The following is an 18,619-nucleotide window of genomic DNA, read 5'->3' on the forward strand; positions in this document are numbered from 1 at the left end:
CATGATTAATATCCTGATTGTGGACGATCAAAAACACATTCGTGACGGCCTGCAGGCCATGCTGCATCAATTTCCTCTGGAGCTGAACAACATATACTGTGCCGCGAGCGGGATTGAGGCGCTGTGCCTATTGCGGCAGCATTGCATTCACATCGTTATTACCGATATTATGATGCCGGATATGGATGGATTGGCACTCATGGCTCAAACCAAAGAGGAGTACATGGATGTGGAATACCTCATTATCAGCGGTTATAGTGATTTTACATATGCCCAAAAAGCTATCGGGCTTGGGGCAAAGGGCTACTTGCTAAAACCTTTGAAGCGAGAGGATCTGCAACATTCCCTGGAGCATGTATGGCAAGAAATCCAGACACGGCAGGCACTTACGCATAATATGCAGCGTGTATCCCGTCTCGCCCAAGAGACCGATCGTAAAGAATTAAGAATGTTTATGCAAGGTGCGTTAAGTGATGACGCATGGATTCTTCAGATTGAGGAACAAAATGTTGCGTTATGGCGTAATTATCGCCTAACCCTGCTGCGGGAAGAAGTTTGCATGAACCAGCCCGGGGCCAGCAGCGCCCATAGCATGGAAGCCATTGCTTATCGTGTGTTTGGCAGACAAGGTTGTATTTGCCTGCAGCATCGCCCATACCTGATCCTTGCGGTGGATGCGTCCATAGATCCAAGTGTTTATCCTGCAGCGCTCAAGGAAGGAAAGATCGATGCCATAACAGCCATGACTAACCCGATTCAGGGGTTAAAAGACCTACCAGAAGGCTATAACCAAGTGCTTGAGCTCTATCGCCACAGTTACTTGTTTCCTGATCAGTACAGTATCTTCCCAGTCCATATTGAGCATATGGAACAGCAGTGGCAACTTCCCTATGAAGACCTATATCAACTATTCCAGTCGGTTGGAAGAGATAACAGCGGAACAATCACTCAGGGTATTTCTGCAATATTTCACAAAAAGGTGCTGCAACGCTATCCTATTCGCTATACTCAACAGCTCTGCGCCGCCACCGTTCAGATGATGGAGGAATACCAACGAGTTATCCACCCTTATATGGGGGAAGAAGTGCTGGACCTTGAATCATTGCGTAATCTCTTTGATTATCAAGGGATGCGTGATTATATACAAGCACTGCAACAGCAGCTGCTTCGGCTGAATCAGTTATATTATGACTATAAGTGCAGCTATCGCCATTCGCAGGATCTAAATGAAGCCATTCGTTTTATACACGAGAGTTACCACAAACCGCTGGACCTCGCAATGGTATCCAATCATGTATCGCTTAATTATGCTTATTTTTCAAATCTGTTTAAGAAGAATATTGGTAAAGGTTTTGCTGAATACCTACGAGATGTGCGTCTGGATAAAGCGCGGCGGCTTCTCGCCGAAACCGATCATAAAATTGTGGAGGTGGCTGCTATGGTTGGCTATGAAAGCTACAAAAGCTTTACACGCGCGTTCCGACTTGTGATGCAGATCCAACCCACAGAGTACCGACAAATGATGCGGCAGAAGGCAGATTGAATCAAAAGCCAAAAAAATGGGATACCACAAAAACAATTGTACCTTTTCAGCGAATTAACCTATTCGATAGAATAAAGATATTCTCCTATGTAAGCGATTTCCTTAATGCGCATGGATTGGGAGAAGCTATTATTCTATTAAAGGAGGGCAATTATGAAACCATCTCACTTTACGGCGAAACGGTTTATGAAAAAGGGACTCGGTATGTTCCTTGTGGTTGTGATGCTGGCTAGTATTGGCATACTGCCAGCTTCAAAGGTTCAGGCAGCGGGAACTACCGTAACCTCAATGGAGTACTTCTCACCAGCAGACGGGCCTGTTATTTCAAAATCAGGCGTTGGCAAGGCCAGCTACGGATTTGTTATGCCTAAGTTCAATGGAGGCTCCGCGACATGGAATGATGTTCACAGTGATGTAGGCGTTAATGTAAAAGTGGGCAACAACTGGGTTGATATCGACCAAGCAGGCGGTTATATCTATAACCAAAACTGGGGACACTGGAGCGATGGCGGCTTCAATGGCTATTGGTTCACCCTCTCCGCAACAACCGAGATTCAACTGTACTCCAAAGCGAATGGTGTTAAGCTGGAGTATCAACTTGTGTTCCAAAACATCAACAAAACAACCATTACAGCGATGAATGCAACACAAGGTCCACAGATCACAGCAAGTTTCACAGGCGGTGCAGGCTTTACATATCCAACGTTCAACAATAATCCTGCGGTCACTTATGAAGCTGTTGCGGATGATTTGAAGGTGTATGTCAAACCTGTAAACAGCAGCAGCTGGATTGATATTGACAATAACGCAGCCAGCGGCTGGATCTACGATCACAATTTTGGCCATTTCACGGATGGCGGCGGTGGGTACTGGTTTAACGTAACGGAGTCGATCAATGTCAAATTAGAATCAAAGACTTCTTCGGCTAATCTTGTTTATACCATTACGTTTAATGAACCTACAAGAAATTCATATGTCATTACGCCATACGAAGGAACAACCTTTACAGCAGATGCGAATGGTTCTATTGGGGTTCCGCTTCCCAAAATTGATGGAGGGGCGCCAATCGCCAAGGAACTGGGCAATTTTGTATACCAAATTAACATCAATGGGCAGTGGGTTGATTTGAGTAACTCCAGCCAGAGCAAATTTTTATACTCCGGTAATGGGTATAACAATATGTCCGATGCCAACCAGTGGGGTTACTGGGCCGATTATGTCTATGGTCTTTGGTTCCAGCCAATCCAGGAAAATATGCAGATCCGTATTGGATATCCGCTGAATGGACAGACGGGTGGAAATATTGGCAACAACTTCGTCAACTATACCTTCATCGGCAATCCAAATGCCCCGCGTCCTGATGTATCCGATCAAGAGGATATCTCAATCGGAACACCAACCGACCCGGCAATCGCGGGCATGAACCTCATCTGGCAGGATGAGTTTAACGGAACTACGCTGGATACAAGCAAATGGAACTATGAAACAGGATATTATCTCAATAACGATCCCGGTACTTGGGGATGGGGAAATGCAGAACTGCAGCACTACACAAACAGCACTCAAAATGTTTATGTACAGGACGGAAAGCTGAATATCAAAGCCATGAACGACAGCAAATCTTTCCCACAAGACCCAAATCGGTATGCACAGTATTCTTCAGGAAAGATTAACACCAAGGATAAACTGTCCTTGAAGTACGGCAGAGTAGATTTTCGTGCCAAGCTTCCTACAGGTGATGGTGTATGGCCAGCACTGTGGATGCTTCCACAAGATTCGGTATATGGCACTTGGGCTGCATCAGGTGAAATTGATGTTATGGAAGCGAGAGGCCGTCTGCCTGGATCAGTAAGCGGTACCATACACTTTGGTGGACAATGGCCCGGGAACCAGTATTCGGGCGGCGATTATCACTTCCCGGCGGGGCAAACTTTTGCCAATGATTATCATGTATACTCGGTAGTCTGGGAAGAGGACAATATTAAATGGTATGTAGATGGCAAGTTTTTCTATAAAGTCACTAACGAGCAGTGGTATTCCGCAGCTGCACCGAATAATCCTAATGCACCTTTCGATGAGCCATTCTACCTCATTATGAACTTGGCAGTCGGTGGAAACTTTGACGGCGGCCGTACCCCGAACGCCTCCGATATCCCGGCGACTATGCAAGTGGATTATGTACGCGTGTATAAAGAACAGTAATAAAAAAACAATTTCCGCAATGAACAAGCCGTTGATCTGGTGATGATCAACGGTTTTTTTGTTATGGCTTTAGCCAGTTGAGTGTGTGTAACGACGCGAAACAAAAAACCACCCGCTATGCGGGTGGAGGGATCGAGGGTTTGACCACCAAGACCATTCCGATAAAATTGAGATGTTCAGGCTGGGTGAAAGGAATGGTCTTAGATGGCAAACAAGAGCTATAGCCTAGCTCACACAAAGTGGATGTGCAAATACCACATTGTATTCACCCCGAAGTATAGACGGAAAGAAATCTATAATCAAGTGAGAAAAGACTTAATCGAAATTTTTAGACGTCTATGTAAGTACAAGGGAGTAGAAATTATAGAAGGTCATATGATGCCCGATCATGTTCATATGTTGGTAGCGATTCCACCGAAAATAGCTGTCTCCACGTTCATGGGATATCTAAAGGGAAAAAGTTCGCTAATGATATTCGAGAAGCATGCCCAGCTCAAGTATAAATACGGCAATCGAAAGTTTTGGGCAGAAGGGTACTATGTGAGTACAGTGGGTCTAAATGAAGCAACGGTAAGAAAATATATTCGTGAACAAGAAGCACATGATCAAGCGTTAGATAAGCTGAGTGTAAAAGAATACGAAGATCCATTCAGCAGTAAAATGGATGCTAATCTAAGTCAGTAAGCCACACGCTCGCGTGAATGAAATGTATTTTGGTAGCATACATGCAAAAGCGAAAATCCGTAAAGTCGAAATTTCGCTTTTTGTCAGTATTTTTTCAGTTTGCAGTTAATGAAGCCGGGGCGGAGGTTAATTCGATATCTTGCCATTGACCGTCAATTTGTGCCCTAAACTTTGCACGAACTACCAAAGTATACGTTCCGAGAATTTTTAACTCTAATACATTTTGTGGCGAAGATACATACTCACCACCATCATAACTATAACTGCCTCCGATTTGATGGTTGTGCTAATTCCAATACGATTTACTATCGAATTTTCTGTACCATGATGTTTTCAATCAACGCTATTGTGTCATAATAGTTCTTTTGTCTTATTTATTGAATAGAACACTTTTTCATTAATTTTTCAAATTAGCTATAATCAAATTTGAAAAATTAATGAAAAGTGTACAAAGCCAGGTGTTTTAGTGTCAAACTTGTGATAATATTATTCTAGTAATTTTTTCTTTTTGAAGAACATTACTACAATTCCCTAACCAATGAAAGGTACGTGAGGCCCATTATAAAATCTAGGAAGGAGGATGCAATCATGGGAAGTCTACCAGAAAAATGTATTGATCTCGTAGGCTTCGCTGCGCAGCAGCAGCTTATCTCAGAAACCCAAGGATCATAAAAGGATTGCAGAAGCAGAGCATTTGTTTTAACAAATGACTAAAACCAAATCGCCCTTTCTTAGCCATCAATTGGAGCGATCAATAAGCAAAACCATCTTATAGAACGTCTCTTACATAAAGTCGATGAAAAATCCAAAGACACAAAAGCTTTTAGAGCTAATTGTCATTCATAGAACTGTGTTTTCTGACGACACAGATGGTCAGTGAGACTTCATTCTCCGTGATGCGAAGCGACGTATAGCAAAGGAAAATAAGAATACGAGGCAGCTGCTTTATGAGGAGTAAAACACATGTTGACAGAGACCAGTAGCTGCACTTCATTTGGTTCTCATTCAGTATGCTTTAGGAGATATGTCAAATGAATAAAATTAAAATACTAATGTTGATGATTCTAGTTTCGTTTATCATGTATTCAACAAGGACGTACGCGGATAATAGCATAAGCTCCTTTACAGCTTCTATTGAAAACTCCCAAAGTTCTACCGGGTTTATGAAGTCCGTTAAGCCAGGAGACGAAGTAAAAGTAAAGGTAAAAGTAAATAATGTTAGTAAGAATGAAAAAGAGTTTACAATATACCCCACGGATGTACTTTCCGATCTAAGAGGTGGTTGGACATATCCACTTAAAGAGAATGTTCCATCTTTATTTGGAACATGGATAAAAGAAACTCCTGAAAAAGTAAAGTTAAAACCTAATGAAAGTAAAGAATTTGTATTTACTGTCAACGTCCCAAAAGATACTAAACCTGGTCAATACATAGCTGCGATAGTGTCTCAGGAATTCACTCCTGCTGAAGAAGCGACCGCAACCTCAGGCATGAGCACACAAACCAATTCCAACACTCAATTACCCTTGCAAGTTGTATTGAATGTGGATATCGAGAAATCCACTCGTAAAATGGACATAGGAAAGTTATCTCATACATTCAATAATGATGGATTGCTAACCGTTTTTGTACCTCACATAAATAAAGGTACTATTCTTGAGAAGCCTCAAGGAATTCTAATATTGAAAGCCAAGGACGGTACTGTACTTGTTAAAGAGACTTACACTATGGATTCTGTGTATGTGAAAACAACGGGTCTTTACGATCTAAATGTGCCCAATATTCTAACACCTGGAAAGTATGATTTAGAGTATGAAGTTAAGTATGATGAAGCAACCTTAAGAGGTACATATCATTTCCAAGTAACCACTGCAGATCTAATGAAAGCGATGGACAAAGCTGATAACGTAGGTAACCCCTATGATTTAGGATTTTGGGCATTCATTAAAGAGTTCTGGATTTGGATCATCGTAGTTATATCGATCATTATACTTTTAATGATTGTCATAATAATATTGCTTTTAAGAAGGAGAAAAAAGGATGAGAAGGAAGAACGTGTTAAAGAAGTTACCTAGCATCTTGTTATCAGCAGCATTAGCACTGTCTGTTATAGGATCTGGTCAAGCAACAGCAGCAACGAACTTAATTCAAAATGGAGGATTTGAGGGTCCTGCAGCTGGAGGTTCTGGTGCGAATTGGTACTTTGGGACAATAGGTAATACCCCTCAGTCTCTACAAGCAGCGGTCACCGGTGAAGATCCATACGAAGGAAATCAGGCTCAATTCTTAGCAGAAAACGGTGCCAGTCTTGCCGGAGATAATCTTAGAGTAATTAGCGATAGTTATCCAATCGTACAAGGTCAAGGATTAACTCTTAAGTTTAAAAGTAAAATCGTAACTATAGCAGATGCAAGTCTTAACTATGCAATCGTATTTTACGACAATGCGAATACGTTAGTAGGAGAAGTAACCAGCAGTCCTGTAACATCAGCAACAGTAGGATACTCAGACTTCATTCTGAGAGCAACTCCACCAGCCGGTGCTACTAATTTCAAAATTCGATTTGATTCAATCATTTCTCAAGACGGTGGCTCTTATAAATTATTTATAGATAACGTAGAAGTTAATTCAACGCCCAATACTGTACCGGTTTCAGGAGATACTCAAGTAGGAGTTATTGGAGGAGAGCTCGAGTTTTACATATCGTCAGGTTCATTTAATGATGTGGAATTGGACTACAATAAAACAATGATTAGCCAGACTTCAAGTAACGCTTCCGTGACAGACAATACTGGGGAAGCTAAAGGATGGAAGTTAAAAGTATCTTCAACGGATTTCATGAGTGAACAACTCCTAGATCCTTCTGGTACTAATGCTACAATTGTTCTAAAGTTACCTGCCTCTGCGGTAACGTTGCAAACAACACAACTTACACATGTATCTGGTCAGGCCGTAGATCCAACTTATGGACCTAACACAGGAAGTATTACGCTGAGTAGTGCAAGTAAAACTATACTTAGTGCTGATCCGGGATTTGGATCGGGATCATATAATTATCGAGTAGAAAATCATCTTATCGTACCTAAAACTCTAGAGGTAGTAAGCAAAGAAGGTGACGGTAACATCCAAGTGGGTCAGATGGTTGGTACTCGATCAGGAGTATACAAAGCTACAGTTAACTATGTGATTGGGACTGGACTTTAAAAAATAGGTAAGGAACTCAGAGTTGAGTTCCTTACCTACCGTTTTAATATGATACAATTTTGCATAAGAAGAGAAGTAACCCAACTCAAGGCTACATCAGTGAGTGGGTTACTTCTTTTTGTCTTTATTAATAGGGCAATGACGCATAATATCGCTTCAATTCGAGTGCTTGAGATGGTTGGCTTTCAAAAAGAAGGCATTGCTCGACAGAATGTTCATATTAATGGAAAATGGGAGGATCATCAGATACTCGCGATTCTTAACCCATACAGTTAGTTCTTTAGAATATGAGTAATACTGCGTCCTTATAGCTTTACGTTATAGAGTATAGTAGGACGGGAAACGTTAGCTCAATAATATGAAAAGAAAGCAGCTGATCAATGTGATTGGCTGCTTTTCGTTTTAACTAACGAGCAGGATAGTTTAATGACTAAAAGGCAATAGATCAACGAAACAAGGGGTACTCTAATGCGGATTCCTTTAGCCTATGTTATTTATGTAACAAAAATATAAATATATGTCGAGGGACACGAACATATTCCCATTGAATTCGCTATTTTAGCGGCTTTTTTTATTTTATCCGTACAAGTTCTTGTCCCAAGCCAAGCGCTGTTCGCATCGTTTGCGACAGGGCCGATTTTTGTTTTTTTAGGCTAGCTTCAAATTGCTATTCTTTCCAGACACTCATAGGGTCCCATGGCTTGATTTGATTACCATATTTTCCGGCCAAAAAAACTTTCATGTCTTCCAGCTTAGCAGGCACCTCGTTCCAAATTGGAAGGGGTGGTAAACCTCGTTTACTTTTCAATAGGATGTCCACTGTAACATACAGGCGTTCTGGCTGAATCCAATGAAGGAAGCGGGAAATATCAATTTGCTTGGTCAGGGACAAGGCATCAATTTCGTCATTGTAATGCTTGTTGAACTCGCTGATCAGGTTCAGGAGGTAGTCTCTCTGCTCCTTCACGAAGTCCAGGCCGCAGATGGCGCCATGTCCTGGAATAACAATTTCGGGTTTAATTTCATCAATAATGCGGTCAAGCACTTTAACCCAATTGAGGGTTCCCTCTTCGCTGTACGCCGTACATCCGTTAAACACGACATCGCCGGCGAACAGCACTTTTCCTTTTGGCATCCACAGCAGCAAGTCACTGTCAGAGTGGGCCGGAGCTACGTTATAAATCATGACTTCCGTATCGCCAAGACGGATGTTGATATCGTCCTTTATCTCAACATTCGGGAGCAACCATTCTACGCCTTCCAGGTCGAATCCTTCAAATTCCGCTGCAAAAAACCGCTCGCCCGAAGTAGATTCCGGAGAATCCTTTCCTCTTCTGATGACGCTGTCCATCCAGGCGATATTTTCGGTAAGACGCTCTCTGGACGCTTCCTTGTGCATAATAATGCAAGCATCTTCAAACACTTTGTTTCCCCAGGCATGGTCGCTATTATAGTGCGAGTTCACCACATATGCGGGAGAGCCGCCGTTGCTTACTTCCATAAAAGCCTCCCGCATTTCCCTCGCATGGAACAAATCGAAGAACGTGTCATACACCAACCCTTCACCTTTATTGATGAATCCGGCATTGGCCCAACTGATCCCGCGATACGGCGAAATACCGGCAAAGACGCCATCTGCGACTTCAAAAAATTTAACACGAGGTTTTTGAATAATACGTCCATACTTCATAAAAATTCTCCTTTGCGTATATGTTTTGGGGTGAGGCATACTGACTATGCCATTATTATAGAGATTGGAAAACAGAAATGCAAGCATGTACTTGCATGCACTAGTTCTATGCAATATGATAGTAATCGAACAACATCACACTACATGGATGGAGGCGCTTAACCATGAAACTAGTAACCTTTCAAACCAATACATCGCAAGAACCTTTGTTTGGGCTTGTAATTAACGAGAAATTTGTCGTATCTTTTGCCGCAATCATGAAAAAGCAGGGAACATTCGTTGATAGTCTTGAAAGTATGGACAGCTATCTTCATGATTTGCCGGCTAGCTATGATGCCGCTAAGGAATTATTGCAATATGTTATCGGACAGTCCCATCAATTCAATGAAAATGAAATCTGCCCGATTGCAGCGGTAAACCTGCTACCGCCGGTTCCGAATCCGGCTGCGCTTATCGATTTCGGGCTGACGCCAAGACATCTGAGAAATGCTGGCGTAAATCTGCTGCAAAGAGAATATACAGGGCCGGAAAGAGAAGAACTTAAACGGAAAATCGCCGAAAAATTCCAGCAAGATCCGAATAAAGTGAATTTCAGTTATTACAAGTGTAACCATAATGCATTAATTGGCGATGGGGATACGATTCATTGGCCATCATACTCTTCATACCTGGATATCGAGCCGGAGCTGGCCTTTGTAACAGGAAAGGGGAATTGCATTGCAGGTTATGTTATTTTTAACGACAGTACTATCCGCGATGTGCAGTGGCCGGATTTCCAGGCGATGACCGGACCTACGCGCTGCAAAGATTTCGATCGCAGCAAAGGAATAGGACCATTTCTGGTAACGTGTGATGAAATCGACAACCCGCTGGCATTGGATGTGGATGTACGCATCGGGGAGAGACTGCACTGGAAGGGAAGCACATCCGAGTATTCTGCACACCCCGCAAAAGTGATGGAGGAGGTTCTCAAAGTTTTCACGCCACTCCCGGGCACGATTATAGGAATGGGGACGATACCGGATTGCTGCGCAATAGAGACCGAAGAATGGCTGTTGCCCTCTGACCGAATCCAGATTACATTTGATAAATTAGGCACGCTCACGCAATTGGTACCTGATCATGTCAAGATTACGGAACCAAGCCGCTGGGAAAAAAGAAGCGATTTACCTTAAATAAACGTTTATCAAAATGATGAACTCTGAATCTGCTTCATCTGCAAAACTTGTAGTAGAATAGGTTTAACATATGCAAAAGGAGAAATACAATGCAAACTTCAGACAGAATCATTGAAGCCGCGACACGGCTCATCAAAAAGAATGGCTATCGGGGAGTAAGCACCAAAGCCATTGCAACGGAAGCTAAAGTCAATGAATCTACGATTTTCCGCCAATTCGGAAGCAAGCAAGGCATATTGGAAGCCATCATTGAAAGACATTCGGATATCCCGCAATTCGAGAAGCTCTTAAAAGAGGACGCGACCGACAATCCGGAAGTCGATCTGCTGAATGTAAGTCAACAGTACCGATTGTTTTTCCATAAAAATGCGGACATCATTTTGATTGGCATCCGCGACAAAGGAATGTTTCCCGAATTGGACAGAGTGCTGGCCGATCCGCCGGTGAAGCTGCACTCCTTACTGGTTGAATATTTTGAACGCCTGCAGAAGAAAAAAGTTATAGCCAGACAGGATGAGCGCCTTGCCGCCATGTCTTTTCTCTCGATGTGCTACGGATTTCAGATGAGCGAGCTGATTCACCGGCAATATCAGTCCCAACTCGTCACCGAGGAAGATTTCTACAAGCACAGTGTCTCATTGTTTGTAAAAGGAATTTTGTCTCAGTCATAAGCTTTGTTGATTTATTTAAATATGCCAAAGACTGCTTTTGCTCGACTAACTTTACCATTCGTTTCACATTCACAACAAATGCTGTGAGATATGTCTGTATTCGCATACGAAATAGACCTCGGTACTTGGCTGTTGCCATACCGAGGAAGCTCTTCATCATAAAAGCCCCTAGGCTGCAAACTGACGTCGTTATTCCACCGACGTCAGTTTGTTATAGTTTTTGCTCTGGCGGTTTTCTTGTCCTATGTCACGGCCAGTGACGAGTTATGAGGGAGTGACGTTTTTCAAAGACTTTTGATTATGCGTAACTCTAGTTTGGTCGTTATTGTAGCAGCTTTTTTATTTTTCGGTTCAAGTTCTTGTAGATTGCTGTAATTCACAAATACTAGGTTCTGCTTGTAGTATTATTGTTAGACCAATGCAAATTGTATGAGTAGAAGATCTGTTATAAAGTTTGCGGCATGTAATAGAACTCACCAAAAAATGTCCACCCAGGTAAGCAAAATGTTAGAAATTGGTTTATATATTCAGCCTAATGGGCTAGGCGGGAATTGTACATTTTTTCGGGGGAAGACCTTTAGTATGTGTATAGGAAAGAACAAGCGGGGCTTGTACAATAATATTAGAAATTGTAAACGCTTGCTTCACGCTAGAAACTGAAGGAGAACAATTCCAATACCAAAGGAGATGCCTTATGAAACAACAACAACAACAACAACTACCTAAGCCCCACCAGCCGCTTGTAACCCACATCTTCACTGCGGACCCGTCCGTCCATGTCTACGAGGGAAAAATCTATATCTATCCTTCCCATGACCTCGATCATGACGAGCCGAGCAACGATAACGGCGACCAGTATAAAATGGAAGACTATCATGTCCTCTCGATGAACAACTTCGATTCCCCGGTGGTCGATCACGGCGAAGCGCTGCATCTGAGAGATATTCCGTGGGCTTCCAAGCAGCTCTGGGCACCGGATGCCGCCTATAAGAACAATACCTATTACCTGTTCTTCCCGGCACGGGACCATGACGGCATCTTCCGTCTGGGTGTGGCAACATCAGAGTCTCCGGCAGGCCCGTTCACGCCGCAGCCGAATTATATGGAAGGCAGCTTCAGTATCGATCCGGCCGTACTGGTGGATGACGACAATCAGTCATACATCTATTTCGGCGGACTCTGGGGCGGCCAGCTGGAGAAATGGCAGACCGGCAGCTTCGTGCCAGATGCAGAAGGACCGGCTCCTGACCAGCCGGCGCTTGGACCGCAAGTTGCACTGCTTAGTGACGATATGCTGTCCTTCCAGGGCAAGCCTGCCGAGTTATCGATTGTCGATGAAGACGGGAATCCGATTCTGGCCGGGGATGAGGAACGGAGATATTTTGAAGGCCCATGGATGCATAAATATAACGACAATTACTACCTGTCCTACTCTACAGGAACCACGCATAAGCTCGTATATGCGATCGGCAAGAACCCGATGGGGCCATTCACGTTCAAGGGCGAGATTCTCTCTCCGGTTATCGGCTGGACAACCCACCACTCCATTGTGCAAGTTGAAGACAAGTGGTATCTGTTCTATCACGACAGCTCCCTGTCGGAAGGCGTCAACCACAAGCGCTGCGTTAAATATTCGGAGTTGAAATACAACGAAGACGGAACGATCCAGAAGATCAATCCTTATCCGGATGCCGAGTAAGCTGGCGGGTTAGCGGAAACAGATAAGATTACTAGATAAGACATAACATGAGGCAGCTCCTGACGGGGCTGCTTTTTTGATAGGAGGATTAGTTGTGTCACTTAAACGTAAATTGGATCAACATAATTTTTTATTTAAAGAGGACCATTAATCATAAGAGATCACTTAGAATATTTACAGACCAAATCGTTAGTCATCAAACGAGAAGTGAAGGGGGGGGATTGATAAGAACGCATTATTCTGGATATTAGAAAAGATTGTAGCTCAATTTAGTGCAACCTTTTTTATTGATTGAGAATTGCAGGAGAAAGAAGTGTATAAGTAAGTGTAACTCAAGGGGAACGAAATTGAACAAATAAGAGATAACAGTTTCCCAAACATAGCAATAAAATTTATGAAAAAATTCTTTATCAAGCTCAATTGAGTTTTATCATCTAGAAGAAGTGTCGAGGGACAACTTGTACCGATTACCGTATTGGACAAGAACCTGTTCCTATTACCGATTAGTCGTGTATCTAATCGGCAGGGTATCGCAAACTACCGAGCAGCAAAAGATATAAGCAAAGATTTAGTAGCGATTGCTTCCGAGAATGGGGGAAGCAATCGCTATTTTTTTTTGCGGATTTTTTTATTTTTTGTCCGCCACATGTGTACAAAAAAATAAAAAGATGATACATTAAAATCAATCTAACCCTTTTTATAACAGGTTTTTCCCGGAGAATTATATGTCTCCTGTACAAGGACATGCGTATGTTGAGGAGGGAATGGAATGTCAAGTCAAGCATTGGACCAATTTTTAAAATCGAACATCGAAGATCTAAAAACTAAAGGTCTATATAACTTCATCGATACGCTGCAGGGTGCAAATGGTCCTGTTATTCGTATCGACGGAAAGTCCCTAATCAATTTGTCTTCCAATAACTATTTGGGACTGGCAACAGATTACCGCCTGATTGATGCTTCAGTTAAGGCGTCGCAGACATACGGGGCAGGCGCAGGGGCTGTGAGAACAATTAATGGTACGATGGATCTTCATATTGAGCTTGAAGAAAAACTGGCCCGTTTCAAAAAAACGGAAGCCGTTATCGTGTATCAATCGGGATTTAACTGCAATATGGCTGCTATATCTGCGGTAATGGACCAGCATGATGCGATTTTATCAGATGAGCTGAACCACGCTTCGATTATTGATGGCTGCCGCCTGTCGAGAGCCAAGGTGATTCGCTTTAAGCATTCGGATATGAATGATTTAAGACAGCAGGCGAAAGATGCCAAGGAATCCGGTCAGTACCATAAAATTATGGTCATCACCGACGGGGTTTTCTCCATGGATGGTGATATAGCAAAGCTGCCTGAAATCGTGAAAATAGCAGAAGAATTCGATCTGATTACTTATGTGGATGATGCCCACGGTTCGGGCGTTCTCGGAGCAGGTGCGGGAACCGTGAAGCATTTTGGATTGTCCGACCGCATTGACTTTCAAATTGGTACTCTTTCCAAGGCGATTGGCGTTGTCGGCGGTTATGTGGCGGGTAAAAAACAACTGATCGAATGGTTGAAGCTGAGAAGCCGTCCGTTTCTGTTCTCGACATCGCTACCTCCGGCTGCAATCGCTTCTTGCAGCGCTTCTGTCGACATTTTGATGAATGACAAAGAGCTGATCGAGAAGCTGTGGGAGAACGGCAATGATTTGAAAAATGGCTTGAGCCGGCTTGGATATGATGTAGGCCAAAGCGAAACGCCGATCACACCTTGTATCATTGGCGATGAAGTAACCACCCAACAGTTCAGCAAACGGCTTTATGAAGAAGGCGTTTACGCCAAGGCAATCCTGTTTCCGACGGTTCCGAAAGGAACCGGAAGAATACGCAACATGCCGACAGCTGCCCATACCAAGGAGATGCTCGACCAGGTGATCTCCGTTTATGAGAAAGTTGGCAAGGAAATGAAGCTGATTTAGCTGCAATCGCGGGAGTACATTTCGGGAGGAATGTCTTATGTACAAGATTTTGGTGACCGGAGCACTGGGCCAAATCGGTTCTGAGTTAGTTGTTAAATTACGTGAAATTTATGGTGCGGATCACGTCGTTGCTACGGATCTCAGGTCATCAGCCCACGAAATTACCCGATCCGGGCCATTCGAGCTGCTGGACGTGACGAATGATAAGGCGATGTTCGAAATCGCCAAGCGGTACGAAGTTGATACCGTCATCCATTTGGCTGCGCTGCTGTCGGCTACCGCAGAGGAGAAACCGCTGCTTGCCTGGAATTTGAATATGGGCGGATTGATGAATGCACTTGAAATATCCAGGGAGCTCGGCTGCCAATTTTTCACTCCAAGCTCCATTGGATCTTTTGGTCCTTTGACTCCGAAAGACAATACCCCTCAGGATACGATCCAGAGGCCCAATACGATGTACGGCGTGAACAAAGTGTCCGGCGAACTGCTTTGTGATTATTATTTTCACAAATATGGCCTGGATACTAGGGGGCTGCGATTCCCGGGTTTGATATCTTATATGACGCCTCCCGGCGGAGGAACGACGGATTACGCCGTGGAAATTTATTACGCAGCCGTGACGACTGGCCGGTATACATCTTATATCGCCAAGGGCTCAAACATGGACATGATGTATATGCCGGATGCCCTGAACGCTATCATCGATTTGATGGAAGCGGATTCTTCCCGGTTGATGCACCGAAATTCATTTAATGTCACCGCAATGAGCGTGGATCCGGAGGCGATCGCTGCAGCGATTCGGGATGAGCTTCCCGGCTTTATCCTCGATTATGACATTGATCCGAAGAGACAGGCGATTGCCGATAGCTGGCCGCATTCCATTGATGCGACAGCAGCGAAAACAGAATGGGGATTTCATGCTCGCTACGACCTGAAGGCCATGACGAAAGATATGCTTTCACACCTAAGCGAAAGACAAATGCTTCGCAAGGCTTAAAGTTATTATGAATTCGATCGAAGAGTGACATCGCTAGAAAAAGCAATTCGGATTAAATCCGAATTGCTTTTTTAATGATTGCTCTCATTCAAAGAGGGCTTACGATGGTGAGAGGACATCTTGGACTGGCCATAAGGTAAAGAGGTGATATCCGTCAGAAGATCGAGACCAGGGATTCTTTTCTTGAAGTCTCTCTGCAGAAGGTGCAATGTTCTTTTCTTCAGAGTCGCCTTAGCCATCCGTTTGAATGATTTGGGTTTCAAGTGAGGACCGACCAAACCGAATTTATTTAAACGACCACATCTTAATTTGGTTTATTATCAAGTATCCTTCAGCAAGTCAACCATGTTAGAATAGTGAATTTCACTCAGTTGCTCGATAAAGTTATCTACCCTGTAGTTCTCCGGTTCAACAATCCAGAGACAAATTACTCCTACCAATCCAGATATCATGTATTCGATGCCAATTTTTATCTTCTCATCGTGGCGATGATCGCCGATCCCCGAAAAAATGATCGTTTTAAAAGCCTCTTTCAAGTATACGGAGAAGTTTGGATAAATATTTTGAGTGATCATTGTCTTAAAAAATGTCATATTGGCTTCAATATCGTCGAAAATCGTTTTTAACATGGTAGCAAACATATCTTTATCCATCTCATGAATTGAACTCACTTCCAGGCTTAAGCAAGCATTTAAACTCTCCACGTTTTCCTGAAATAACTTCTCCATGAATTGAGGTTTATCTACATAGTGCAAATAAAATGTGTTGCGATTTATCATCGCTTCTTCGGCAATGTCCTGCACAGTAATTCGTTCATAGCCTTTGGTTTGTACTAATCTCAGAAACGCTTCTTTAATGGCTTTCCGCGTTTTGAGAATGCGCAGATCCACTTTATCTTTACCCAATTCGTGCTTCCCCTCCATAAATAATAGTCGGATTTATTAAAAGTGATGTTTAATTAACACATTGAATTATATCAACCATTGAGTCCTTTAAGTGTACGTTTTACAATTAAAACTGTCAATTGAACTCACTAACTCATTCATAAAAGGAGAATCATAAATGAAAACACTGGCGATTATTGGTGCAGGTAAGGGATTAGGATTATCTATTGCGAAGAGCTTTGGCAAGCACGGCTTCCAAGTGGCATTAGTTGCAAGAAATGCTGCAAAGCTGCAAGATATGGTGGATGAACTGAAAGCGGATGGTATCGAGGCATCTTACTTCGTAGCAGATATTTTTAACAAGGAACAGATTGAACAGGCTATGACCAACATGAAAGAAAAGTATGGTCAGATTGATGTGTTGGAATTCAGTCCAACAGCAGGCAATTATCCTCCCACTTCTGTATTGGAGTTAACGGCGGAGAACGCCAGGGACGCATTTGAGGCGAATGTGGTTAGTGCCATCCATGTCGTCAATGCTGTTCTCCCTGATATGCTCGCCAGGAAAGAGGGAGCCTTGCTCTTTACCTCAGGATTATCCGCCATGTACCCTGTGTCCATGATGGGGAATATCGGTATTGCTCTTTCAGGGTTACGCAATTATGTTGCTAATCTTCATACTTCATTGTCTGCTCAAGGGATTTTTGTGGGCCACCGCTCATTAGGTTTATTGATCAAGGAGTCAGGTACCGGCGCAATTAATGATCCGGATGTCATTGCAGAGATGTGGTACCAGGCCTATGTAGAGAAAAAGGTATGGGAAGAAGAGTATCCTAAGGGCGTTACCCCCGAAAGCATTCTGTTTTAACATTGGTGATGATTTCAGCAGGTCATAACATACAGTTGTAACCAAGTAGATGAGCTTTAGAACTAGGCATATATTTTGTGCTAAGAAACACTTGAAAGAGATGAAGAAGTCGCTATAAGAGCGACTTCTTTTTTGTTGGCACAGGAACCGATCTACTGCACTGTAGAAGCAAGAGGTGTCTATGATGTAGTAAGAAAAGTATCGGGGGGGATTTTAAGTTCGATCATCAGCTGTCGAGGGGCAAGAACATATTCCTATTGAAGTCGCTAATTTAGCTGCTTTTTTTATCTGTACAAGTTCTTGTACAGATTGCCGAAAAGGACAAGAACATGAGCCGATTACCGATTAGATAAACACCTAACTAAGTTTCATGCAATTTCATTTAACAGTTGCGTAGGAAAAATAAACTAATTGTCCAGCGAAAATATAGTATTTTCTTAGTGTTCAGGTTAAAGATAAGTCCCTGTTTAAGCACTACATGCTACACGCGTAGGTTCTTTAATAGGTGACTGGAATTGGAATATATAAAGGAGGACGTAACCCGCGAAGGCGCAGAGGGCAGTGCTTAGACACTCATGAATAAAAGAGGTGTCTGTGGTATTATATGTAATTATGGGTTATGAAATAAATGGATTATTTGAAAAGAAAATGGGGGAATCAAAATATGGAACGTAAAATTCAACTAATGGAAAACTACGTAAATATCGACTTTGGAAACTCACCCTTTTTAAAATTAGATAAAGGGTTGCAAATTCCATACTCTTCAATCGAGGGAATAACAACAGGTAGACCAATACCCAATGCTTTTAAACTATATGGTGCTTTATTAGGAGAAAAGAGAAATGGGTTATTTAGATCAAATGGTGGTTATCAACTGCACTTTTTTGAAAATGAGCTTGAAACTCTTCATTTAGATTTGAATAGCTTTAAAGTTGGTAAGTTCAAAATATCAAAGTTGATCATTGGTGTTGAAAATCCTGAAGAAATAAGTAAAAATATTTCCGAAAGAGTGAAGTGATAATTTGTTGACGTGTCGAGG

At 42.7% G+C, this 18,619-nt stretch carries 14 protein-coding genes and 1 pseudogene; 13 read left to right on the forward strand and 2 right to left on the reverse strand.

All coding sequences use genetic code 11. The annotated features are described in order from the left end of the window. Window position 1: 1 nt before the first annotated feature. The 6 genes and pseudogenes from MHI12_RS16645 to MHI12_RS16670 form a co-directional block, all read left to right on the forward strand. Window positions 2-1,543 carry a response regulator gene (locus MHI12_RS16645; RefSeq protein ID WP_405169783.1) on the forward strand — a complete coding sequence of 514 codons (1,542 nt, stop codon included), beginning with the start codon at window positions 2-4 and terminating at the stop codon, window positions 1,541-1,543. Between the two features lie 153 nt (window positions 1,544-1,696). After that, window positions 1,697-3,745, forward strand: a complete 2,049-nt coding sequence (locus MHI12_RS16650; protein ID WP_405169784.1) for a family 16 glycosylhydrolase — start codon at window positions 1,697-1,699, stop codon at window positions 3,743-3,745. Between the two features lie 204 nt (window positions 3,746-3,949). Next, window positions 3,950-4,429 carry an IS200/IS605 family transposase gene (gene tnpA / locus MHI12_RS16655; protein ID WP_405169785.1) on the forward strand — a complete coding sequence of 160 codons (480 nt, stop codon included), beginning with the start codon at window positions 3,950-3,952 and terminating at the stop codon, window positions 4,427-4,429. Between the two features lie 1,031 nt (window positions 4,430-5,460). Then, a complete protein-coding gene (locus MHI12_RS16660; RefSeq protein WP_405169786.1) occupies window positions 5,461-6,504 on the forward strand; it encodes a WxL protein peptidoglycan domain-containing protein in 1,044 nt (347 codons plus the stop codon). Beyond that, window positions 6,470-7,633 (forward strand): WxL domain-containing protein, encoded by a 1,164-nt coding sequence (locus MHI12_RS16665; RefSeq protein ID WP_405169787.1) that lies wholly within the window; start codon window positions 6,470-6,472, stop codon window positions 7,631-7,633. The genes MHI12_RS16660 and MHI12_RS16665 overlap by 35 nt, the downstream gene beginning before the upstream one ends. A gap of 135 nt (window positions 7,634-7,768) precedes the next feature. Further along, window positions 7,769-7,909, forward strand: a pseudogene (locus MHI12_RS16670) (GNAT family N-acetyltransferase); the annotation flags it as partial. 391 nt (window positions 7,910-8,300) lie between these two features. Here the strand turns inward: MHI12_RS16670 and MHI12_RS16675 are convergent. Next, entirely contained in the window at window positions 8,301-9,323 is a 1,023-nt protein-coding gene (locus MHI12_RS16675; RefSeq protein WP_405169788.1) for an MBL fold metallo-hydrolase, read from the reverse strand. A gap of 164 nt (window positions 9,324-9,487) precedes the next feature. Here MHI12_RS16675 and MHI12_RS16680 point away from each other — a divergent pair, with 164 nt between their 5' ends. The 5 genes from MHI12_RS16680 (at window position 9,488) to MHI12_RS16700 (ending at window position 15,828) form a co-directional block, all read left to right on the forward strand. Continuing rightward, window positions 9,488-10,498, forward strand: a complete 1,011-nt coding sequence (locus tag MHI12_RS16680) for a fumarylacetoacetate hydrolase family protein (protein WP_405169789.1) — start codon at window positions 9,488-9,490, stop codon at window positions 10,496-10,498. Window positions 10,499-10,590: 92 nt separating this feature from the next. Next, complete coding sequence (locus MHI12_RS16685) at window positions 10,591-11,172, forward strand: TetR/AcrR family transcriptional regulator (protein WP_341007726.1); 582 nt, start codon at window positions 10,591-10,593, stop codon at window positions 11,170-11,172. 694 nt (window positions 11,173-11,866) lie between these two features. After that, the gene (locus tag MHI12_RS16690) at window positions 11,867-12,871 is read left to right on the forward strand and encodes a glycoside hydrolase family 43 protein (RefSeq protein ID WP_405169790.1); all 1,005 of its coding nucleotides are present in this window, start codon (window positions 11,867-11,869) and stop codon (window positions 12,869-12,871) included. A gap of 769 nt (window positions 12,872-13,640) precedes the next feature. Continuing rightward, window positions 13,641-14,831 carry a glycine C-acetyltransferase gene (locus MHI12_RS16695; protein WP_405169791.1) on the forward strand — a complete coding sequence of 397 codons (1,191 nt, stop codon included), beginning with the start codon at window positions 13,641-13,643 and terminating at the stop codon, window positions 14,829-14,831. 37 nt (window positions 14,832-14,868) lie between these two features. Continuing rightward, the gene (locus MHI12_RS16700) at window positions 14,869-15,828 is read left to right on the forward strand and encodes an L-threonine 3-dehydrogenase (protein WP_405169792.1); all 960 of its coding nucleotides are present in this window, start codon (window positions 14,869-14,871) and stop codon (window positions 15,826-15,828) included. A gap of 320 nt (window positions 15,829-16,148) precedes the next feature. On the opposite strand, the gene MHI12_RS16705 is transcribed toward MHI12_RS16700, so the two are convergent. Further along, on the reverse strand, window positions 16,149-16,733 hold the full coding sequence (locus MHI12_RS16705) for a TetR/AcrR family transcriptional regulator (protein WP_405169793.1): 585 nt from the start codon (window positions 16,731-16,733) through the stop codon (window positions 16,149-16,151). 157 nt (window positions 16,734-16,890) lie between these two features. Here MHI12_RS16705 and MHI12_RS16710 point away from each other — a divergent pair, with 157 nt between their 5' ends. Further along, window positions 16,891-17,580 carry an SDR family NAD(P)-dependent oxidoreductase gene (locus tag MHI12_RS16710; protein ID WP_405169794.1) on the forward strand — a complete coding sequence of 230 codons (690 nt, stop codon included), beginning with the start codon at window positions 16,891-16,893 and terminating at the stop codon, window positions 17,578-17,580. A 664-nt stretch (window positions 17,581-18,244) separates the two neighbouring features. Next, window positions 18,245-18,598, forward strand: coding sequence for a hypothetical protein (locus MHI12_RS16715; protein ID WP_405169795.1), 354 nt, complete (start codon window positions 18,245-18,247; stop codon window positions 18,596-18,598). The last annotated feature ends 21 nt before the right edge of the window (window positions 18,599-18,619 follow it).

This window comes from Paenibacillus sp. FSL H8-0280, assembly GCF_045040665.1.
GTDB lineage: Bacteria > Bacillota > Bacilli > Paenibacillales > Paenibacillaceae > Paenibacillus > Paenibacillus xylanexedens_A.